Origin of the sequence: Pedobacter sp. FW305-3-2-15-E-R2A2, from assembly GCF_038446955.1 — a bacterium.
Classification (GTDB): Bacteria; Bacteroidota; Bacteroidia; order Sphingobacteriales; family Sphingobacteriaceae; genus Pedobacter.
On record NZ_CP151803.1, the window covers coordinates 5,258,694 to 5,280,924 of the forward strand.

Annotated in this window: 16 protein-coding genes; 12 read left to right on the top strand and 4 right to left on the bottom strand. The window is 42.2% G+C overall.

The window, feature by feature from the left end; genetic code table 11:
* Window positions 1-64 precede the first annotated feature (64 nt).
* Genes AAFF35_RS21225 through AAFF35_RS21235 form a run of 3 tightly spaced genes read right to left on the bottom strand, consistent with a single transcriptional unit; the run spans window position 65 to window position 3,695 of the window.
* A complete protein-coding gene (locus AAFF35_RS21225) occupies window positions 65-565 on the bottom strand; it encodes a DUF2938 domain-containing protein (protein ID WP_342328540.1) in 501 nt (166 codons plus the stop codon).
* Between the two features lie 15 nt (window positions 566-580).
* A complete protein-coding gene (locus AAFF35_RS21230) occupies window positions 581-1,219 on the bottom strand; it encodes a GNAT family N-acetyltransferase (RefSeq protein WP_342328541.1) in 639 nt (212 codons plus the stop codon).
* A 40-nt stretch (window positions 1,220-1,259) separates the two neighbouring features.
* Window positions 1,260-3,695, bottom strand: a complete 2,436-nt coding sequence (locus AAFF35_RS21235; protein WP_342328542.1) for an outer membrane beta-barrel family protein — start codon at window positions 3,693-3,695, stop codon at window positions 1,260-1,262.
* Between the two features lie 305 nt (window positions 3,696-4,000).
* Between AAFF35_RS21235 and AAFF35_RS21240 the strand changes: the two genes are divergently transcribed.
* The 11 genes from AAFF35_RS21240 (at window position 4,001) to AAFF35_RS21290 (ending at window position 17,767) form a co-directional block, all read left to right on the top strand.
* A complete protein-coding gene (locus AAFF35_RS21240; RefSeq protein WP_342328543.1) occupies window positions 4,001-5,110 on the top strand; it encodes a histidine kinase in 1,110 nt (369 codons plus the stop codon).
* On the top strand, window positions 5,085-5,843 hold the full coding sequence (locus tag AAFF35_RS21245) for a LytTR family DNA-binding domain-containing protein (RefSeq protein ID WP_342328544.1): 759 nt from the start codon (window positions 5,085-5,087) through the stop codon (window positions 5,841-5,843). Before AAFF35_RS21240 ends, AAFF35_RS21245 begins: the two co-directional genes overlap by 26 nt.
* Window positions 5,844-6,026: 183 nt before the next feature.
* Entirely contained in the window at window positions 6,027-6,596 is a 570-nt protein-coding gene (locus AAFF35_RS21250; RefSeq protein WP_342328545.1) for an RNA polymerase sigma-70 factor, read from the top strand.
* Window positions 6,597-6,690: 94 nt separating this feature from the next.
* On the top strand, window positions 6,691-7,866 hold the full coding sequence (locus tag AAFF35_RS21255; RefSeq protein ID WP_342328547.1) for a FecR domain-containing protein: 1,176 nt from the start codon (window positions 6,691-6,693) through the stop codon (window positions 7,864-7,866).
* A 274-nt stretch (window positions 7,867-8,140) separates the two neighbouring features.
* A complete protein-coding gene (locus AAFF35_RS21260) occupies window positions 8,141-11,761 on the top strand; it encodes a SusC/RagA family TonB-linked outer membrane protein (RefSeq protein WP_342328548.1) in 3,621 nt (1,206 codons plus the stop codon).
* A gap of 12 nt (window positions 11,762-11,773) precedes the next feature.
* The gene (locus AAFF35_RS21265) at window positions 11,774-13,237 is read left to right on the top strand and encodes a RagB/SusD family nutrient uptake outer membrane protein (protein WP_342328549.1); all 1,464 of its coding nucleotides are present in this window, start codon (window positions 11,774-11,776) and stop codon (window positions 13,235-13,237) included.
* Window positions 13,238-13,247: 10 nt separating this feature from the next.
* Entirely contained in the window at window positions 13,248-14,627 is a 1,380-nt protein-coding gene (locus AAFF35_RS21270) for a substrate import-associated zinc metallohydrolase lipoprotein (RefSeq protein ID WP_342328550.1), read from the top strand.
* Between the two features lie 16 nt (window positions 14,628-14,643).
* The gene (locus AAFF35_RS21275; protein ID WP_342328551.1) at window positions 14,644-15,990 is read left to right on the top strand and encodes a DUF4302 domain-containing protein; all 1,347 of its coding nucleotides are present in this window, start codon (window positions 14,644-14,646) and stop codon (window positions 15,988-15,990) included.
* A gap of 298 nt (window positions 15,991-16,288) precedes the next feature.
* A complete protein-coding gene (locus AAFF35_RS21280; RefSeq protein ID WP_074605915.1) occupies window positions 16,289-16,480 on the top strand; it encodes a cold shock domain-containing protein in 192 nt (63 codons plus the stop codon).
* A gap of 178 nt (window positions 16,481-16,658) precedes the next feature.
* On the top strand, window positions 16,659-17,132 hold the full coding sequence (locus tag AAFF35_RS21285; RefSeq protein ID WP_342328552.1) for an isoprenylcysteine carboxylmethyltransferase family protein: 474 nt from the start codon (window positions 16,659-16,661) through the stop codon (window positions 17,130-17,132).
* 41 nt (window positions 17,133-17,173) lie between these two features.
* Window positions 17,174-17,767 (top strand): Crp/Fnr family transcriptional regulator, encoded by a 594-nt coding sequence (locus AAFF35_RS21290; RefSeq protein WP_342328553.1) that lies wholly within the window; start codon window positions 17,174-17,176, stop codon window positions 17,765-17,767.
* A 1-nt stretch (window position 17,768) separates the two neighbouring features.
* Here the strand turns inward: AAFF35_RS21290 and AAFF35_RS21295 are convergent, their stop codons facing one another.
* Window positions 17,769-18,692: a Dyp-type peroxidase gene (locus AAFF35_RS21295; RefSeq protein WP_342328554.1), complete on the bottom strand. Its 924-nt coding sequence runs from the start codon at window positions 18,690-18,692 to the stop codon at window positions 17,769-17,771.
* 284 nt (window positions 18,693-18,976) lie between these two features.
* Between AAFF35_RS21295 and AAFF35_RS21300 the strand changes: the two genes are divergently transcribed.
* The gene (locus tag AAFF35_RS21300; RefSeq protein ID WP_342328555.1) at window positions 18,977-22,225 is read left to right on the top strand and encodes a LodA/GoxA family CTQ-dependent oxidase; all 3,249 of its coding nucleotides are present in this window, start codon (window positions 18,977-18,979) and stop codon (window positions 22,223-22,225) included.
* Window positions 22,226-22,231 lie beyond the last annotated feature (6 nt).

The window sequence follows — 22,231 nt, forward strand, 5'->3', positions numbered from 1 at the left end:
CTTTCCGGACAGGTGTATACAATACGTCTACATCAAAGCAAGTTCGTAACACTGCTCCATAGGATTAGGAAACAACCATGCTCAGCAAGAATGCAGCCACATATAAACCTATTCCATAGATCGCATGTGCTTTCAGGCTTCTAAACCTCGCCAGGTTTGGATTCGGTGTTTTAGAAGCGGCAATTCCAAAGCCAAATGCCGGCTGCATCAGGAAAAATGGGGCAACTGTGGTGAGCAAACCTATGGTAATGGCTGGCCAGAAAGTTGGCCGGTATGCCCATTCCGTACCCCAAATCAGTAAAAGTAGAAAAGCGAAGGAGATACCGATCAGGTAATGTGCAAGCCATCCGATGGCCCGTTCGTACTTGATGCTTTCTGTTTGCAGGATGTTTTTATGGGAAAACACCCCGTTTTTAAAGTGTCCGATCCAGCGGCCGACGATGCCAAAGTCCAGAGAAGGGATTTTAAACAAGCGCTTGATGAGGATGGCATAGATATCCATAATCAGGGTTGCCCCTATACCGATGATCAATGAAAAGGCGATGAGTTCTAAATAGGTATTCATCTGTATTACTTTAAATTAAAAATTTCTGTTGATAATGCCATATTGATGGCAGAATGTAGGATTACGAAGATCCAGGATTTTGATCATTCTATTGACCCGGGAAATTCCAATCCGACTGGCCGTGCTGCTGTCCAGGGTTTCCGATTTCAGCTCATAAAAGCCCATCTTCCGATAGGCCCTGATCGCAGGAGCATTGTCGCAGGAAACATCCAGCTGTAAATTAGTCGTTCCCTTTTCAAATGCCACCTTCTCCAATTCCTGAAATAACAGGCGGATATACCCTTTCCCCCTGTAATCCGCCTTAATGGTGATGGCATCAATGTATAAGTGAGTAACCGGAAATGAATTTGGAAAATAGATTCCCAGTTGAAACATTTTATACAGCCCCTGGATCAGGCCGTACTGTCTAACCATCGCTTTTATATTTATAGAAAACATATTTTTTTGCTCATAACTGAAACCTGCGATCCCAATTAATTCATTCGTGTCCGAGACGATGGAAAGGACCTGCTCTTTGTCGATTAAATAGGGTATGACTTTTTTCATCACCTCTTTTGGTCCTAAAAAAAACCGCAACTTATCTTCAAAGGCTTCGGCAAACAACTCGCCGGCGGCCTTCATAAATTCGGGTCTCAGTTTTCTATAAATCTTCATACAGCATGTGGATGATCGCGTTGCAGTCCTTTCCTGACCTTTATTGTTTCCCCGGTTTCATGGGCCGTTTACTTTTACCTGCGGGCAGGTGTTCCTCCTCTGATGGCTGCTCAGCCGACCTTTCGGCTTTCGGCTTTTTACCAAAGTTCCAGCTGAGACTGAATTTGACCTGCCGGGAGTCTGTTCTGGAATCAAGGTTAAAAGTCTGCGTACGATCCGATAATACAGCAGCTTTAAAGATCCCGGTATAAAAGACATCAGCCACTGCCACGCCCAGCGTTAACTTATCATTTAACATTTTTTTATTAAGACCTGCACTGATTTCAGAAAGGGGTTTATACCTGAAATTGGCATACAGTCCGCCGCTTTCGTACCATCCGCTAAGCTCCAGGTTAAAACCAGCTGGAAGTTTAAAGGAATTGTAGGAATAGAAACCATAGGTATTGGCGCTTTCTTTAAATGCCTTTGTTTCCAGATTTGCGTTAAACTGGGAAGTATAAAAATAAACACTCTGGTAATTCTCCCACCAGTCTACCCCTGGTATCGGGAAAGACAAGGAGGCTTGCCACTGCTGCTGATGTCCGGTATTGATGGTTGTATAAGCAGATTTCGCACCCGGGCTACTCAGAAAAGTGGAGAAAATAGGGTTTTTAATACTGCTATAGCCCAGGGTAAGGTCCATAAAGTTGAAAAATTGCTGATTCAGTTCAATGTTGTTGGAGAATTGAGCTTTCAGTGTTGGATTTCCCTGCTGGGTAGTGTACAAGTCCAGGTAACGAACAGAAGGATTTAGCTGATCATAGTCCGGTCGTTCAATTCTGCGGTTATAACTGACAGATAGGTTGTATTTATCGTTCACCTTATACCCGATCAGCGCATTGGGAAACAAGGAAAAATAATTTTGACGAACCGGATTAGGATCTGTTCCGGCCTCTCCGTTGACATGCGTATATTCTCCGCGCAAACCTGCATTAAAAGTCCAGGGTTCCAGTTTCAGTTCCATGGCCGCATAAGCAGCCTGGATGGCTTCCCGATACCGGAAATTATTGTTGCGTAACACATCATTTTGCCACATTCCTTCTTTCCTGTTTTCACTAAACTGACTATTATTGATATTCGTTTGCGCGCTCTTGACTCCGGCTTCAAACTTTCCGATCTGTTGATCCCCTTTCTTAAGTTCCTGCAAATAATCGACTTTGATCATTCGTCTGTTTATTTTAGAAGGATAAATATTCCGGTAACGCAGCTCAGACAAATCACGCCCCGGTGCAAAGGTTTTAAAAATGTGATAATCTTCAGTTCCCCGGGAGCTTAATTGATTGAACTGCAGGGAAGCATTCAAACTTTTCAGTTCTGTGAATGTATGTTTAAATTTTAATCCGTAATCCCAGTTGCGCATGGTATTGCGCAGCTCGTTGCGTTGGTCGAGCAGGGAATCCTGCATCATACCTGTACCAAAACGGGAAATGGTACGGCCATTGGTAGGGTTCCTGATGTCATTAAAAGACAGGTTAAACCGCAGTGTATTTTTCTCATCAAAGTGATGGTCTAAACCCAGTTTGAGCAAGTGTCCCTTTGATTTCTGAGGGTTGAGCTGCAGTTGACTCATGTAGAAGGGCTGATCCGTGTGTTGGCTCCGGAACATGCTGTCGCGGTTCCTGCTGTGGTCGAAATCATAGGCATAAAGCAGGTTCAAATTCCATTTTTCGGTACCGTAGGTCATGTTTAGGCTTTGGTTGTTCCTATAATACCTGCCTTTGCTCACATTGGAGCTGATCGTTCCGTTAAAGCCTTTTTTAACCTTCTTTTTGAACACAATATTAATCACACCCGCTGTTCCTGCCGCATCCATACTTGATGGCGGGTTGTTCATGACTTCTATAGACTGGAGTGTGGTTCCAGGCGTACCTTTGAGCAATGCTTTGAGTTGTGAACTGCCCATTTCTGCAGGCGCTCCGTCGATCATCACAGTTACGCCCGATTTCCCTTTAATGCGGATCTCTCCATCTTTATTGATATTTACCCCAGGAAGGCTTTTGAGCAGTTCGAAAGCAGACTGGCTTTGCGCGAGATTGCTTTGTTCCACATTCATCGTCGTTTTACCTGCCGACACAGCAACGGCCTGTTTTTTCCCGTTGATCGTCACCTCCTGCAATTGCCGGCTTTCCGCCAATAGTTTAAAAAGCTGGACTTCTACCGCCCCCTTCCCTACCGTGATGGCTCTTGCTTCATTTTTATAGGTCACAAAGGCGGCTTCGATTTGGTAGTTACCAGCTTTGATCTGCTTCAAACTAAAATCCCCCGACGCATCGGCAATGGCATAAGCACTGATTTTAGCCTCCGAGGCCAGTTTAAGGGTAATGGTTGCACCGGGTAAAGGCATGTTCCGTTCATCGGTAACTTTACCGGTAATTTCCTGCTGGGCAGAGACATTTAATGCTCCGAACAGGAAGAAGATAAAACAAAAATAACGCATGTGTAATGTACTTTTAATCCATAACTAATGCGACAAAAGTAAATTGGAAGGCCATGGCCATGGCTGGTAAACTACGCCAACCTGCAAAAATGATACGCCAATTGTAATTTCGCTTCACTCAATTGATTTTTTAATAGAAGCCTTCGTGATGTGTTTAAAGCACCCTCTTTTTAGACCGGGAAATTGCAGATTCAAGTATCATTTAGGTCAGTTCAGTCAATTCTCTTTCCAGCGGCTACGGGATGCTTTTAAATTTGGACTGAATCCTGTTAAAAAGGTTTTCTCCAATATTAAAATTACTGTAAATGACTTCAAAACCTGTCACTTCCCTATTCAGTTCCGCACTGTCCAGGATTATCCTGGTATTTGCCGTTACCATAGTTCTGATATTCTCCATCATGATCATCAATCCCATCGATGAGGAAGATTACGCTGCGATAATGGAACTGAGCTGGGCTTCTTTTTTTGACCTCATCTGGTTTATGATTCTCGGCTGGGCGATTACCGAGACCGGTAGGTTTGTTTCCTATTATCTCGACAAACGGCTCCCATGGGAACAATTTTCCGTTAAACGCCTTTGTCTGCAGCTTTTTGTTCAGTGTTTCATCGTCATAGCAGTGATGACCTTGCTCCTTTTCCTGATGGATTTCTTGTTAGAAGGGGAAGAAGATGGGATCGAAAGCGATTTGGTAGGTTACCGGCAACTACTCTTTATCAGTACACTGCTATCCCTCATCATCACCGCTGTTCATACCGGCAGTTCTTTACTACTCAACTGGAAAAATTCAATTATAGAGGCTTCAGAGCTCAAGCAAACCACCTTACAATCACAATTGCACTCGCTGAAATTACAACTGGACCCGCATTTCATGTTTAACAATTTCAGTACACTGTCCAGTCTCATTTCTGAAAATCAGGCCGGGGCGCAGCAGTTTCTAGATTGTCTTTCGGAAGTACACCGATATATGCTTTATAACCTGGACAGGAACATCATTACCCTAAAAGAAGAGCTGGACTTTATAAGCTCTTATATTTACCTGATCAAAATCAGGTTTTCTGAAAACCTGAGGATTGAGGTGACCGATGTAGAAGACCTACTGAACAAGGGGATTCCTCCGACCACCTTACAGCTGCTGATCGAAAATGCGGTGAAACACAATATTGCTTCCCGCAGCCATCCCCTAGACATTCGAATTTTCGCAGAAGGCGATTCTTTAGTGGTGGTCAACAACATACAAAAAATACAATCGACCATAGGCTCTTCAAAAATTGGTTTAAAAAACATCATTAACCGTTATAAACTATTGTCCACCAGGCTTCCTGAAATCATTGAGACAGAATTTGACTTTGTGGTTAAGGTTCCCTTACTCCCTTTAAACGTTTCGCAAGATGAAAGTATTAATTATAGAAGATGAACTACACAATGCCAAGAGGCTAAAGGCCATATTGGAAGATATTGATCCGGAAATTGAGGTCCTTGCGATACTGGAGGGCGTAACAGAAAGCATCAACTGGTTGAAAGATCAGCAGCATCCAGACTTGATTTTCACCGATGTCCGTTTAACAGATGGGCTTTGTTTTGATATTTTTTCCCAGGTAAAGCTTAAATGTCCTATCATTTTCACCTCGGCATTCGATGAGTATGCCTTGCGGGCATTTAAGGTAAACAGTGTGGATTACCTCCTCAAACCCGTTAAGAAAGAAGAACTCATCAAGAGCCTTCATAAATTTAAAACCAATGTCCATCCCTCTTACCTCGGTCAGATGCTGGACGATGTGGCCGCCATTTTAAAACAGCAGCAAAAAAACTACCGGACCAGGTTCCTTATTCCAGTCAGGGATTCTTTTTATACCGTAATGATTAAAGACATTGCCTATTTCTACACCGAATACAGGACCACCAGAGCTGTTATGCCCGACAATCAGCACCATATCCTTCCTTTTACGATGGAGGAACTCGAAGAGCAATTAGATCCGGAGGTATTTTTCAGGGTCAGTCGTCAATATCTGATCAACAATAAAAGCATTACACGCATCAATAATTATTTTAATGGAAAGCTGCATATTCTGTTGAGTCCGGAGCCCGCTGAAAAGATCATCATGAGCCGGGACAGGTCCAGAACATTTAAACAATGGCTGGATCGGTAGCAACTTCAGATACCCTTGGGAATACCCTGCTAAAACGAAAAAACGGAACCTTAAACGATTCTACAACGCGCTTTGAAAAAAGGTTATTTCGATTAACGTCAAAACATAAGTTAATCTGCTTGAATTAAAAATATTTTTATATCATTGAGAAAAGATTGATAATTAAAGCAAAGTAGAATCGTGATGGCTGATTACAGTACCTATTCTGATTTCGAACTGATATCGTTGTTGAAAGACAGTGACAACGATCAGAAAGCTTATGCGGAAATTTACAGGCGCTATGTCAGATTGTTGGTTCGTTTTGCCGAATCTAAGTTATACAGTCTGGAAGACGCAAGAGATATTGTTCAGGATTTGTTCACCAACTTCTGGAGTGAAAGATTGGATCTTCACATTCAGGACAACCTAAAGTCTTATCTTTTTGGTATTGCCAAATACCAGATCATCAACAAAATCAGAAAAAATGTAGTCAGAGAAAGTTATGCCGGAAAATTAAGGGCTTTATCTCCTGCTTATCATTCGCTGGAAGAAGAACTCAATGCCAGGGAACTGAGCACCAATGTTCGCTCGAAACTGGATCAGTTGCCGCAAAAGACCAAATACATTTACCAGCGGAGCAGAGATGAGCACAAAAGTATTAAGGAAATTGCCGAAGAACTGAATCTTTCCGATCAAACGGTAAAAAATCAGATCAGCATTGCCCTGAATCACCTCAGAAAGTCGCTTTCTGCGTTCTTTTTCTGCCTGTTTTAAATAATTCAGAATATTTCAACTTTTCTTCGGTACTTTTTATTCGCTGAAACTACTACCGTTATGAAGATAGAGAATTAACTATCTACGGTAGCGCATGACAACAAAAAGCATATCAGAACTTTTAACCCGATATTATAACAATGAATGTACTCCTGAAGAGGAAGCAAGGGTAAATGAATGGTTTGCTGAGCATGGTTCTGCCACAACAAGTTTTGAGCAAATGGATGCTGAAGCACAGCAGGTATGGGTAAATGCTTTATTTACCGACATCACTGCAGCTAATGCGCTGAAAACACCAACACCTAAGGTCTTGAAAAAAAGACTTTGGCCAAGAATTGCGGCCGCAGCAGCGGTATTAATAGGAATTGGTATCGGTCTTTATGTGGTCAGTCATGAATCAGAGCAGGGCCGGGTGATCTCTTATGCCAACACCATCCATCCCGCAAAGAATGCGGCCACCTTAAAACTGGCAGATGGAAAAGTGATCAGTTTAAATGAATCCAAAACAGGCATCGTCATAGACATCGCTGCGCTAACCTATGATGATGGTACAGCGGTTGTCCTGAATTCTGCCGCTGAAAAACAGCTTCAGTCTGAAGCCGATGAAAAAGCAGGCAATCTAACCGTGAGCACACCAACAGGCCGGCAGTACCAACTGATCTTACCAGATGGCAGTAAGGTATGGCTCAATGCCTCCTCCGCTCTTACTTTCCCTACCATTTTCTCCGCTAAAGGCAATCGAATGATCACCTTGATTGGCGAAGCCTACTTTGAAGTCGCCAAAGATAAATCCAGACCATTTATCGTGAAGACCAATACCCAGGAGGTCAAAGTACTGGGCACACATTTCAACATCAACAGTAACCACAGTACGGTAAGAACCACCCTGCTGGAAGGTTCAATTGCAGTGTCTCCGCTAGGCTATGTAAACGATCAGGAAGGTTTAGCCCTTTCTTCAGCCGCCGTTCTGTTAAAACCCGGCGAACAGGCCGTACAAAAATCCGGTAAGATCGAGGTGATTTCGGTAGATACCGAACAGGCCGTTTCCTGGAAAGATGGCTGGTTCTATTTTAAGAGTGCCAGTTTATCCGAAGTGTTGAATGAAGCGGCAAAGTGGTACGACTTAAAAATCACCTATAAGAGCGATGTACCAGCGGATCGTTTTACCGGTAAAGTACCCAGAACTGCCAGTTTAGGCATGTTTATTAAAGTACTGCAATTGAGTGATGTAAAATTCAAACTGGAAGGACGTAACATGATCATTGATTAAACAAAACGATAATTAACCCCAACTATTAACCTTAACCAAACCAACCACATGGAAAAAATCTACAAAGACACCGGCCCCTAACCGAAAAGGGCTATCCATATAAAAACAGAAGCCCCGATGGCGATCGGAGCTCTGAAATGATTGGGTAGACCCTTTAAACAATTCGTGTAAACCATTTTAGTTTTAACCCAACCAAAACAAACATATGAATAATATTATTCATTGCACCCTGCTGTCCAAAAAACCGCAGGGACGCAATCTCATTTGGCGAATTATGAAGTTAACCTTCGCTCTATTATTCTCCGTATTTATGCAGGTAAGTGCGTCGGGAACAGCCCAAACCATTAATTTAAAGAAAAGAAATACTCCCCTTACCCAAATCTTCGCTGATCTGGGTCAACAAAGCGGATATCAATTCTTTTACAACGAACGCTTGCTGGAAAAAGCCAGTAAAGTAAGTGTGGAGATCGCAAACGGTACATTAATCGAAGCGCTCAACCTATGTTTCGAAAACCAACCCTTCTCTTATGAGATTATGGATAAAACGGTCGTCGTAAAGGCCAGGGAGAAATCTATCCTGGAAGCGATTGCAGACTATTTTGCTATAGTTGAGGTAAAAGGACGTGTAACAGACGACAGTGGACGCCCCATTCCAGGAGTAATTATCAGGGAAAAAGGCAAAAAGAACTCTACTACCACGAATGAAAAAGGAGATTATCAATTGAAAGTTGATGAGTCTTCCTCCCTGGTTTTTTCTTATGTAGGTTATAAGAACGAAGAAATTACCCTTGCCGGGAGAACTACCCTGAACGTACGGATGAAAGAAGACGTATCTCAATTGAAGGAAGTAACCATTTCTACAGGTTACCAAACCCTGGAGAAGAAAACATTTACCGGCTCTTCTGCTTTAATCAAAGCAGCTGATGCAGAACGTAGCGGTGTTCCTGACATCAGCCGTATGCTGGAAGGACAGGTTGCCGGGGTAACGGTACAGAACGTTTCAGGAACCTTTGGTGCTGCACCGAAAATCCGCGTGCGTGGTGCCACCTCCTTTTCCGGCGACAATAAGCCACTCTGGGTAGTAGATGGTATTATCCTGGAAGATGTAGTGAACATTTCGAATGAGGCCCTCACCACGGGTGATGCCAATACCCTGATCGGCTCTTCTGTGGCCGGTTTGAACCCCGATGACATTGAGAGTTTCAATATTCTAAAAGATGCCGCAGCAACAGGTATGTATGGCGCAAGGGCGATGAATGGTGTAATTGTCGTAACGACAAAGAAGGGAAGGCAAACTGAGGGTGCCGCAAAAATTAGTTACAGCGGAAACTATACCACCTATGCCAAGCCCAGCTATGCAGATTTTGATGTGTTGAATTCGGCAGATCAGATGGCCATTATGATTGAGATGCAGAATAAAGGATATTATCAAATCCCTGGCGCTTCCAGAGGCAATTCGGGAGGTATCTTTTACAAGATGTACAACATGCTTTATGATTATAATGAAAGCACCAAAACCTGGGCATTGAGAAATGACAATGCCAGTAAAATTGCTTTTTTGTCAAGGTATGCAAATGCAAATACCGATTGGTTTGATGTGCTTTTTAAAAATTCCCTGCAACAAGATCATTCTGTCAGTATCAACTCAGGTACAGAAAAGTTTCAAACCTATGCTTCCACTTCATTTCTTCGCGACAATGGCCAAACCAGAGGCAATAGTGTCGATCGTTTCACAGGTAACTATCGCGCCAATTTCAAGTTAAATGACAAACTTAGCGGCGAATTACTGGCAAACGGTTCCGTACGTAACCAGCAGACACCGGGAACAACGGCATTGCAGTCGGATCCTGTTTATGGCACCTATTATAGAGGGTTTGACATCAATCCTTATAACTACGCACTATCTACCAGCCGGTTGATTACCCCTTATGACGAAAATGGCAATCTGGAGTATTTCCGTCAGAATAGTGCTCCGTTTAACATTTTAAATGAGTTAAACACGAATTATCTGAAATTAGGGATGATTGACTTTAAGGTTCAGGGAGGTGTGAATTACAAAATCATCCCCAGCCTGACTTATTCAGTGAACGGCTCTTATCGCTTTACCAAAACGGAGAGTCAGATTTACATTCTAAAGAACTCCAATATGGCAACTTCATTTAGAACCATAGATGATGCCACTTCTTCTGTAGATAACCCCAATTTATACCTCGATCCGGATTTTCCAAACGGATTACGTGTGAGTGTATTACCGGATGGTGGTTTTTACAAGATTACCGGAGACAACTTAAAAAGTTATTATTTCAGACAAAATTTACAATACAACAAAACATTTAATAAGGACCATAACCTAAATGTTTTTGGCGCAATGGAGCTGCGCTATGCAGACAGACAAAATGAATATTTTGACGGTGCAGGTTATCAATTTGAAAATGGAGGATTGGTGAGCTCCAATTACAAATATTTCAAACAAGCTGCTGAAACAGGTAAACCTTATTTTGGGATGGGTTATGGACTTGACCGCTACATTGCCTATTTTTCAAATGCCTCTTATACCTACAAGGAAAAATACACCTTAAAATTCTCCACTCGTCTTGATGGTTCAAATCTAATGGGAAAAAGCACGGTAGCCCGCTGGTTGCCAACCTGGAATCTTTCCAGTAGCTGGAATATAGATGAAGAGTCTTTCTGGCCTAAAAACAAGATCGTCAATGCTGCAAAACTGAGAGTTTCTTACGGTTTGGTTGCCAATATCGGAAATGCGAGAAACTCAACCGCAGTCTTTTACAATCAAATCGCAAGAAGGCCGAATATTGTGGATCAGGAAGTACAGACTTACATCTCCAGTTTAGAGAATTCTCAGCTCACCTGGGAGAAAACCAAAGATCTGAACATTGGTTTGGATGTAGCCATGCTTGGCGACCGCTTAAATTTAACGGTAGACATTTATAAGCGGAATATCTTCGACTTAATTGGTGGGATCAAAACCTCAGGTATTGGCGGTCAGTTTGAAAAAACCGCGAATTATGGAGAGATGAAAGGAAATGGATTTGAGTTGGCGATTACCGGTAAAGTCATAGACCACCAGGATTTTAAGTGGAGAACCAATTTTAATTTTGGATACAATACCAATAAGGTAACTAAGCTGGAGGTTGCTCCCAATGTCTGGAGATCCATATCTGCCAATGGTGCTCCTGTGGAAGGCTATTCTCAAAGAAGCTTATTTTCCGTACAATTTGCAGGGCTAAATCATGATTACGGATATCCTACTTTTATTGGTCCGGATGGCAAAGCAACTACTTACATCGGTTTGCAGGATGACAATTTATCCTTCCTAAAATATGAAGGACCTGTTGACCCTACTTTTGCCGGTGGTTTTTACAATCAGTTTTCCTATAAAGGGTTCAGCTTATCGGCCTTATTCGGATTTTCTGCAGGAAACTTTATTCGTCTAAAACCAAGTGTTCAAAGCGCATATGATGATTTAACGGCATTAAGCAGGGATGTGATGAACAGATGGGTATTGCCGGGAGATGAGAAATTCACGAGTGTTCCGGCCATCTTAGATCCGCTTTCCGCAGCTAAAATAATTGGTTCGGATGGTTCTACCGTAGACATCAGGTACCCATATAATGTTTACAATTATTCTACCGAAAGAGTGGTCAAAGGAGATTATATCAAATTAAGGCAACTGTCATTGACCTACGCCCTTCCTAAAAGCATTTATTCCAAGCTAAATATGTCCAATGCACAATTGTCGCTGGTAGGCAATAACATTTGGTTGATTTATGCGGATAAACGCTTAAACGGACAGGATCCGGAATTCTATGCCTCCGGTGGTGTGGCCATGCCCGTTGCAAAACAGTATACCCTATCGTTAAAATTTGGATTTTAATCAGCATCGATTATGAAATTAAATAAAATATCATTTGTCCTGTTAGGGGCCGTCCCAATCCTTTCTTTACTATCATGTAAAAAATATTTAGACGAAGCTCCCGACAACAGAACGGAAATTAATTCCGTTGAAAAGGTAGCTCAGCTGGTTTCTACGGCCTACCCTACCTACGATTACCTCACATTTACGGAAGCTGCTTCAGACAACACAGAAGATAAAGGAGTAGGCATTGGAAGTACGGACGAAATGTTTGATCTGCCTTACAACTGGGTAGATGTGATTGGTACAGGAACCAATTCTACCTCCGCCTACTGGAATGGATGTTATGAAGCGATTGCCGCCGCAAATCAGGCACTGGAAGCCATAGAAAAAGAAAATCTGGGTGCAGCTGCATTGCCATACAAAGGTGAAGCCCTGGTGGCTCGTGCTTATGCGCATTTTATGTTGGCGATACTCTATGCAACGCCATATGAAATTGGTGGAAGTAATACTGCTCCCGGAATCCCCTACATTACCGCACCGGAAACCAAGGTGATTGTACAATACAGCAGAGGTACCGTTCAATCTACTTATGAGCAAATCGAGAAAGATTTAGAAGACGGTATAAAGCTCCTTTCTGCTTCAGCCTACAAAACCCCGAAATATCACTTTACCCCGGCAGCAGCACATGCCTTTGCCTCCCGTTTTTACTTATTCAAAGGAGAATGGAAAAAGGTGGTTGATCACGCGACTTTAACCGTTCCGGGGAATGATTTTGTCAGCAACCTCCGTCCGATTACGACGACTTTGAAAGACATGACAGGTGAGGAATTTAATGCCGCATTTTTCTCCAGCGCACAAAAGTACAACCTGCTGTTGTCTAATAATTATTCGACTTATCATTACCAATATGGACCCAGACATGGCTACGGCGCCAAGCTCGTAAAAATGTTTACCACGCCCAATGTCACAGGTAAGATTTTAGGCAACCGGGTCGTATCTTATGGTGTGCCTCAGTATACCACTTATAAGTATAAAGGCTATTTCTTTAACACCGGTCCCGGCATCGGTTTCCCTTACCTGACGAGTGCTTCGTTAACGGTTGATGAAGCTTTAATGAACAGGGCTGAAGCTTATGCGGAACTTGGAGAAAATGACCTGGCGCTGAAAGACATCAATGATTTTTACAGCGTCCGTACAGACGCCTACAATCCGACGAATGATGCGGTAACCCTGGCCAAGATCGACAATTTCTATAAGCTTTCAGATCCTAAAGAAGGCTTGATCAAAACCATACTGGACGCCAAAAAAGCGGAGTTTTTACAAGAAGGCATGAGGTGGTTTGACATCATCCGCAGGAGGCTTACAGTTGTTCATAACAACTTCGATGCCACTGGACTGGAGACCTTCACAGAACTTAAACCAGGAGATAAACGCAGACTTTTTCAACTGCCTAAAGAGGTTAAATTGTCTGGTATAGAATTAAACCCGAGATAAAATTAATATTATGAGACATATATATAAATTTTTAATATTTGCGGCTTTAGTTACCTCAATAACAGCCTGTCGCAAAGCTGAAAACCTGAATGTAGATTACAGTACTTTTAACGCTGATCATCCGGAAACCAATACTGCATTAGACCAATGGTTGAAAACAAATTTTCTGGATGCTTACAATATAGATGTGGTCTATCGTTACAACAGGTATTACCATGGAAATACAGCAAATGTTACCCCCAACAAACTGGGAGATATCCAACCTACCATGCAGGAAGTGCTGAATGGTTTCATTGCGCCATACAGAAAAGTAGCTGGTGAAACATTCTCTAAAAAGTACATTCCCAAAGAGTTTGTTTTATTTGGTTCTTACTCCTATGCTGATGGCAACGATCCGGGTGTGGCAGGAACCGCCGCCGCCGGCAGGAGGATCACACTGTACGGCTTAAATGACTATGCCCCACTCCCTGGCGGTGCCTTTTATTTCTGGGACAGACAAAGAATCATGCACCATGAATTTGGTCATATCCTGAATCAGATCATCCCTATCCCTACAGATTTCGAAAGTATCTCCAAAGGTTTTTATAAGCAGCCCTATAAAGATATGCCAGAAGAAACCGCCCATCAAAATGGATTTGTAACCAGTTATGCCAGTGGCGTGTATACCGAAGATTATGCGGAAACCATCAGCTGGGCATTGATTAACGGGCAGGCATGGTATGACAACTGGGCCAATACTTCATCACCGGCAGGAAAAAACAGGTTGATTCAAAAAGAGCAGAATGTAATCAATTACTACAACACTCTGGGAATCAGCTTTAAGGAATTGCAGAGAGAAGTACAGAATTATATGCGGAATACGCTGAATTTAAATGAGTCAAAGTTTTCTTATTGGCTCAATAGAAAAATATATAAATCAATGACAGTCAACCTCGAATCTGCGGCCTATACCAAATATGGCAGTTCAGATGCTTTTGGTCAGGTTTATAAAGGTGTAAAAACAAGCATCAATGGCATGGCCGGATATGGGTTCAGTTTCAAATTTTTAAAATTCAATTTTACTTCGGCAACCACCATGAATGTGGAAGTGAATTTTAGCCAGGGAGAAAACACCTTTCTTGCAAATTATGCTTTTAACATGGCAATTGATCAGAATACAGGAGAAGTCAAATTTACTACAGGTACGCCTGGAGGAACAGATCATCCCTGGGTAGGTAATGCAGATTTGTTGCGTCCCTCTTTACAGCCGTTGTTGGATTACCTTGGGAACCAGGTGTTCATTGCCGACTGGCTTCCGGTAACCGTTGATGCCGACAATTACATGAAATACGGTGGTTTTTACGTTAAGGGTAGTCCATCAAACTATTTTTATGCACCGCTGACTTATTAAATTAACTTAAGACAAAATGAAAAGATTACTATTTTTTATTGCACTCTTGTCTGTATTGATCAGTTGCAAAAAAACATCATACGTTGCAAAATTTGATAAGTTACCCCAGGAAAGAGCAGGCGAACAAATTGCGCTGGTTTTAAATTCCTTAACATCCGCAAAGGATGGATGGATCGCCTCTTTGCCAACAGCTGAAGGCGGAGGTTATGGCTTTTACGTCAGTTTCGATAAAGAGCAGAATGTAATTATGTACGGGGATATGACCGACAAAAGTGCTGCAGAGGCTGGAAAATCCTACTTTAGGGTGAAACAGGACATGGGAACAGATTTAATTTTTGACACCTATAACTACATCTCTATGTTAAACGACCCCGATGATGGCGTACTTGGAGGGGAAAGTAAAATAGGGTTCAGCAGCGACATAGAATTTATTTATGACCGTTCTACTGCCGATAGCATCATCTTTATAGGGAAGAAGTTTCGTCAACCCTTTAAACTTGTGAAAGCTACCGCTGCACAAAGAGCGATTTATGAAGCAGGTGGTTATAAAACGGCCATTGATAAATTTAAAAACTTCTTCATCGACAATCAAAATCCCTATATAGAATTGGGTGCTGGTGCTGAGGCCAGAAAGATCGGCATTACGCCTAATACGACCAATAACCTTGAAATCGGGAAAAGAATCGACTTTACCGGTCCTGCGGCAGACGGAAAAATCAGCTCTGCCTCAGAGAAGTTTAATTTTACACTTGATGGCCTGTCCATTTTGAATAACGGACTTGTTTTTCAAGGGATCACATTTGTAAAGCTGGACTGGAAAGATGCCACAACTTTAGCAATGTACGACGCAGCGGGAAAGGAATATATTGTTAAAAATTCAATAGTACCATTAATCCCGCTAAGTCAACTTTGGGGGACCAAGTATAGTGGCATGTTGTCGGAATTTAAAACGATATATCCGGGTACTTCTGCCAGCGGGGCCGTAATATTGAACTATTTCCATAATAACTTACAACCTAATCCGCTTAATCCTTATAGTTTCAATTATGGCCGCATCAACTTTGTGTGGAGTGTGGTGAACAAAAGATTAACGATTAACGCCCATACCAGTCAGAGCAATGGAGCAAACACCTGGGTTACTGCATCAGTCTATAGCTATACAACAGATGATAAGGGTGTGTATAAATTTACGCTGCTATCTCCCCCTTCAGAAGGATATGCAGGCAAAATTATTCTGAAGTTACATGACTTTATACTGGCCAATCATATCACTTTTGATTATCATATTGATAATGGTGTTGTTTATGGAAAAATGACCAGCGTAGAAGACCCTTCTACCGTAATGACGTTTATGTTGCAATAGAACTCATAAATAAGATGACCTTAAATGCCTAAATAACTTAATTTGTTATTTAGGCATTTAATTCAAACAAGAAACACCTGGTATGGAAAACAAAACTGCCCAAACAAAAAACTCCATCAATTCAAAACACCTGAAAAGAAAACAGCTATCTTTTTATACAATAAAAGCCTGTTTTCAAATATTTTATAAAAAAAACTTAGAATTCTTTTAAACAATCCTTATTTTACAGTGCTATTGTTTTTCGTTGGGCAACCAATTTCGGAAGTCAGTACAATTTATCTTTAATAGCTTAAATACAATGCAAGAAGGAACAGTAAAATTTTTTAATGAGTCAAAAGGATTTGGCTTTATCGTACCTGCCAACGGAGATGCAGAAATCTTTGTTCATGTGACTGGACTAACAGGTCCAATCAGAGAGAACGACACCGTTACTTATGATGTTGAAAATGGCAAAAAAGGCCTGAACGCAACGAATGTTAAAGTCATCTAATTTACTGATGATTTTCCTAAAGCATCTCCAAAAGAGGTGCTTTTTTTATTTCAGTCCTGCCGTAATATACACGGGATTTTTCTGCTGCCGGGCGCTTTTAAACGTTCCATGTTAAAGCTTGATAAAGTCTTGCTATAACACGTTTGATTTAATCTGACAAAACACGAAATTAGGTGAGATGAAGTCGCTTGCCTTAAAAAACATACTGTTTGTGATCCTGCAACCAGGTATTGTAGCCGGAGCGGTTCCCTATTTACTGGTAAGGAACAAGCTGTCAAGACTTCTCAACCTACCTTTTCAAGAGCATCAGTACCTGGCTCTTCTTTTATTTTTAGCCGGGATGGCCATTGTATTTCATTGCGTATTTCGTTTTTTTAAAGACGGACTGGGGACGCTTTCTCCCGTTATCCCCACCAAACAACTGGTGATCGGTGGCCTCTACCAATACTCCAGAAATCCAATGTATATCGGCGTCATGCTCCTACTGACCGGCGAAGTTCTTTTCTGCACTACGGTCAATCTATTGATTTATGCCATCCTGGTTTTTATCGCCTTCCACCTTTTCGTGGTATTTAAGGAAGAACCACGGTTAAAAAGAGATTTTGGCGAGCAATACAATAACTATAAGCATCAGGTTAGAAGATGGATTTAAAATATAGCTTTGCGTATTGGTCAATAGGCTAAAACAACAATATGGAGAAAGCAGTTAGTCTTGATGAAGCTTTAGACTTGATCAGCGAAAAATACGTAAAACTTAAGCCAGAGAGCAGAGCGGCATTAAAGGAATGTGCAAAGATTGAGGTATTGGAGAGAAATACCACACTCGTTAGCGCAAATCAGTATTCAAAAACGCTGATGTTTATGGTGACCGGGGCTTTGAGGGCTTACTATTTGAAAGACGGAAAAGACATCAGTGACTGGTTTGCTTTTGAGCATGATTTTATCTGTGAGATCAATAGCTTTTATCTCGGCAAACCCAGCGAACACTATTTTGAAACATTGGAAAAATCTACCATAATGATCCTTCCCAAGGAATCAATATTAAAACTCTGTGAGCAATACCATGACATAGAAAGCCTCGCCAGACAGGCAACGACCAGGACGATGATCGGACTTCAACGAAGATTAGTTTCCTTACAATTCGAAACTGCATTGCAAAAATACAACAACCTGCTAGTGGCTTATCCGGATATTACTCAAAGGGTCTCTTTAGGCCATATCGCCTCCTTTCTGGGAATTACATTTGAAACCTTAAGTCGGATCCGAAACCCGAGAAACAGCAGGTGATCTATGAAGAGAACTCATCCATCATGTCAACCGTTGGAACGAAAAACAAGCTCCCTGTTTTTGGCGTACTGAAATCGAGTATCCTGTCGTAATTTCCAATAGGAGAACCGATAAACATATTATTCAGCATTTTTTGTACAGTACTGAATTTGCTTGCATAAGCAATGAAGTAAGTCCCCATTTCATTCTTAGACATACTTCCAAAAGGCATATTATCGCGGACAATTTTAAGGTCGTCGCCCACATTAGCTAAGGCGATATGGGAATTGGCAGGCTTTACCTCATCTGCCATTTCGATATCATTCGATTTGGATCTGCCAATTACTTTTTCCTGATCCTGAACAGACAATCCTTTCCAGGCGGTTAGGTCATGAATATATTTTTGAACAAAAAGATAACTCCCCCCTTTATAATCAGGATCATCATCTCCAACAACACCAAAGAATTCCCGCTCCTGTCCCTGTGGATTTTCGGTACCATCAACGAAACCTAAAATGGAACGGCCGTCCCAATATCTGAAACCCTGGATTTCTTCTACGCTGACCGCTACCTTATTCAGGAGATCCGATATTTCAGCTGCCATGTCATAACATATGCTCTGGTTATCCGCTCTGATGTGAAAATGCAGGTCTCCTTTGGAAGAAACTGCAGTATGTTTTTCGCCGGTAACCGGAACAAAATCCACCAACTCTTTAGGGAGTGGGGCAGGGAGTCCAAGCCGTTGCCAGGCATCATAGCCGATCCCCATTACACAACTGGCTCTGGAAACCGGAAAGCGAATCGCAGCAGAATTGTTAAGATTGATCACCAGTTTACAAAGCCTGCTAAAAATGGTTTTAACCTCTAAGTTCTCTTTAAAATTCCACACCATGAAAATGGTATTGCTATTCGTATCGGCTAATGTATGCTGTGATTCCGGATTCATAAAATCGTTTATTCGTAGATTGGTATACCCGATAAATATATAAAAAAAGGAATTAAGGAATTTTCATAAAGACATTAATTATTAAGCTATTTTTTTTATAGCTTTAGTCTATCAAACCCTATTGCTTTAAATTAACCTCTCCATTATGAATCCTTTAAATGATGTACTTCCTTTAGTTCAATTCCAATTAATCAGTCATTTTTTTCGTAAGCAGAGTTAATGCAATATTCAAAACTTGTAATAGCCTCTTCCTCATTTTAATCATCTAAAACGAAAATAACACCATGACTGAAAAATCGAAAAAAAAATCGGGTGCAACACCGCACACTGAATCTTCTGCTATAAATAAAGGCGAAGCTACAGCAAACAATGTAGCATGCTGGGACAGCGAAGGAACCACAAAAATTGTAACAGAGCGTCTCAAAGAGATGTTTGTCGAAATGGGACAAAAGACAAGGATCGAAAAAGGGCAAATGCCTGCTGAACGTGCTGTTTTCAGGAAACAACATGGCATAGCTTATGGTACCTTCCGCGTAAAACAAGACATCAATCCCGAGTTTAAAGTAGGGATTTTCGCCGGCGATACTTACGAATGTGCGGTACGTTTCTCGAGCGACACCGACCCCAATTCGCCAGACCTGCACACCACCCTGGGACTGGGACTGAAACTATTTGGAGTTGAAGGCCCTAAATTACTGGGCGACAGCAACAATGCAGATTTCATCTTTCAAAACATAGACCGCTTTTTTGCGCGTGATGCACAACAGATGTGCAGTTTCACTACCGCCGGTGTGGTAGATCGTGACTACGATTCTTATATCAATAAACACCCGGAGCTGGCCGAGATTCTCGCCGCGATGACAAAAGTAGAAGCAAGTTGTCTGAGTGCCGGTTATTGGGCAATCCTCCCTTTTAAGTTGGGTGACAAAAACATTGTCAAATATCGTTTAGTCCCAGATGAAACCGATCATGGTGCCGTTTTTAATGATAAAAATTACCTCGCACTTGATTTACAACAACGCCTGCGCAATAAGCCTGCAAAATTCCGCTTTGAGATACAACTCCGCACTAATGATGCGACCATGCCCCTTAATGATGCCCAAGTGGTCTGGAGCACTGAAGAGAGTCCTTATATTTGTATTGCTGAATTAGAATTCCCTCAACAGGATATTCACGCAATTGGCCAGTCTGAATTTGGAAGTATTCTTGCTTTTAATATCTGGAGAACCTTAGCACAACATGAGCCACTTGGATCTATTGCTGAAGCCAGAAAAGTAGTTTACGCAGCAAGTGCTGAAGCCCGCCATCAGGCAAACGGCCAGCAATTAGACGAGCCGGATCAGATTAATCCTCCCTTTGAAGGAGATACAGATGAAGACAGTGAATGTATTGTTACGGCCGGCATCTATCCCCCAATCGGAGTAATGCGTGTGGGAAATAGTGAGGACGAATATTTTATTGGGCCCCTGGTTTCCGAACCCGTAGCCTTAACCGACGACTATGCCTATCGGGATAAAACCGGCGCACTAAAACGACAAGCTGCCCAGTTCAGGATTTACGGATTTAATGCCGCGGGGAAAGCAATTAAAGAACTGACTGCCGAAAATTCGAGTATTGTCTGGCATGCACATTTAGCCAACCAAAAATCATCCTGGTATCAATTTCAAATGGCCCTGGATATTCCGGATGCTGTTGATGCACCGGCTTCAATGTTGCGTAATATTAATGTGGCCGACCGGAATTCGCTGATCATCGATGGCGGACATCAATCGGTAAGCGCAGCCAACGTGGAAGAAGGCCATCCTTTTATCGGAAAATTCCAAACAGAGACCGTTTATCTTGGTGAAATGCGGACGGATGAGAAAGGAAGGCTAATCATGCTCGGAGGACATGGGGTATCCAGAAATATAGACGGAGATATTGCCATTACATTTGCGAACAACGAAGGCTGGTATGATGATATTTCTGACGGCCCCGTTACTGCAGATGTGGAATACCTTGGAGTTAAACTTAAAGTGGCACCGGCATGGGTAATTTGTGGTCCACCTGATTACGCTCCCCTACAGAAATCGGTTCGTACCATGTGGGATTTAATGAGAGACGTGGCCATTGATGCAGGGATGCTGGTCCGACCAAAAAGACCTTCTTTTACTCAGGATATTCTACCTATTTTTCAGCGCATGACGAACCTGCAATGGGTTAATGCAGGCTTTGGAGCCGCCTTTGGCTGGGGTGGTCAGTTTGATTATACCACTGCTAAATGGATGGTAAGACTGAATGATCCTTCTTCTGCAAATATGGAAATGCGACGTACAATTTCTAATAATTTCCGTCGCTATGAGGTATCAGGTGCGGAAGCCCCGCAATTATGGCCATGGATGTATGGTGATGCCATCAGTATCCCTACTTTAGGTTCTGTGCGCCAGCATTCCACCTTATCCCAATTACAATTGTCTTTTATTGACCAGTGGGTAAAAGGTGATTTTGACGCAGATTATGTGGATATGACCGGTTGCCCGCATATCCCAGAACCGATTACCATAGATAAATTAGCCATTGAAGACCAACCAGATATGCTGACCAAAGCAGCGATGGAGTTTTGTCTTGCAGATGCCTTCCATCCGGGTTGTGAAATGACCTGGCCAATGCGAACTGCCGGTATGTATATGTCTGCCTTCAGACTTAAACATGCGCCAAAAACGCCGCCGGTAAACTCCTCTTACTATGGACCGGTGATGAACAGCGATGTATTCACTTTAGCAAAAGGCCCTTTACTTGGTGGGCAGGTAGCCGGTGGCATTACCAGATGGATGGCTATCCCATGGCAAACCGATACTGCAAGTTGTCGTGATGGTTATACGTCGATGTACGATCCGTACCTGCCAACCTTTTGGCCGGCCAGGGTTCCCAATAACATCTTATCTGAAGAGCAGTACAAAGCATCTATAGATCCACTTCTGTCGGAAGAAACACGTAAACAAGCCTTTGCCTACCGTAAAGACTGGCTGGACGATCTGCCACTGGATGGCGAGGATCCAAATTACACCAACCAGATTAACAGTATGGTAAAATATTTTGATAAACTTGCGGTGGTTCAAGCACGTCCCGGCATACCGGATGACCCAAACTTTCCACCAAAAATGCAGGTCGGAATCACGCCAAATGCAGCACAGGAAGCCGCCTTATTAACCGAAGCGATAAAAGAATTGCAAGGTATTTTAAACGGTCAGAAAATCTTGAAAGGAAATACGCAGCATCTTTTGACTACCGCTATTACCGACTTATCACACAAACAGTTACTAACGGAGCAAAGTCTGATAGAAAGTGTAAAAGCCAACCTGGTCGAACTCGTCAAACAGGAACTGGATGAAGATTTCAAATCAAGTCCAGTTGTTCAAAAACTACTGACTTTATTATCATCTAAAGCGCCTAAATCAGTTAGACCACTGATGGTGAAATCTCAGACAGGTACCGGAGGAAGTACTGGAATAACCGAGAAAAGCAGTCGCTTCTCCAGATTTATCCCTAAATAAAATTGG

Coding starts and splice junctions, on each gene's coding strand:
- AAFF35_RS21225 (WP_342328540.1), bottom strand. CDS start 565: ATGAATACCTATTTAGAACTCATCGCCTTTTCATTGATCATCGGTATA.
- AAFF35_RS21230 (WP_342328541.1), bottom strand. CDS start 1,219: ATGAAGATTTATAGAAAACTGAGACCCGAATTTATGAAGGCCGCCGGC.
- AAFF35_RS21235 (WP_342328542.1), bottom strand. CDS start 3,695: ATGCGTTATTTTTGTTTTATCTTCTTCCTGTTCGGAGCATTAAATGTC.
- AAFF35_RS21240 (WP_342328543.1), top strand. CDS start 4,001: ATGACTTCAAAACCTGTCACTTCCCTATTCAGTTCCGCACTGTCCAGG.
- AAFF35_RS21245 (WP_342328544.1), top strand. CDS start 5,085: ATGAAAGTATTAATTATAGAAGATGAACTACACAATGCCAAGAGGCTA.
- AAFF35_RS21250 (WP_342328545.1), top strand. CDS start 6,027: ATGGCTGATTACAGTACCTATTCTGATTTCGAACTGATATCGTTGTTG.
- AAFF35_RS21255 (WP_342328547.1), top strand. CDS start 6,691: ATGACAACAAAAAGCATATCAGAACTTTTAACCCGATATTATAACAAT.
- AAFF35_RS21260 (WP_342328548.1), top strand. CDS start 8,141: ATGAAGTTAACCTTCGCTCTATTATTCTCCGTATTTATGCAGGTAAGT.
- AAFF35_RS21265 (WP_342328549.1), top strand. CDS start 11,774: ATGAAATTAAATAAAATATCATTTGTCCTGTTAGGGGCCGTCCCAATC.
- AAFF35_RS21270 (WP_342328550.1), top strand. CDS start 13,248: ATGAGACATATATATAAATTTTTAATATTTGCGGCTTTAGTTACCTCA.
- AAFF35_RS21275 (WP_342328551.1), top strand. CDS start 14,644: ATGAAAAGATTACTATTTTTTATTGCACTCTTGTCTGTATTGATCAGT.
- AAFF35_RS21280 (WP_074605915.1), top strand. CDS start 16,289: ATGCAAGAAGGAACAGTAAAATTTTTTAATGAGTCAAAAGGATTTGGC.
- AAFF35_RS21285 (WP_342328552.1), top strand. CDS start 16,659: ATGAAGTCGCTTGCCTTAAAAAACATACTGTTTGTGATCCTGCAACCA.
- AAFF35_RS21290 (WP_342328553.1), top strand. CDS start 17,174: ATGGAGAAAGCAGTTAGTCTTGATGAAGCTTTAGACTTGATCAGCGAA.
- AAFF35_RS21295 (WP_342328554.1), bottom strand. CDS start 18,692: ATGAATCCGGAATCACAGCATACATTAGCCGATACGAATAGCAATACC.
- AAFF35_RS21300 (WP_342328555.1), top strand. CDS start 18,977: ATGACTGAAAAATCGAAAAAAAAATCGGGTGCAACACCGCACACTGAA.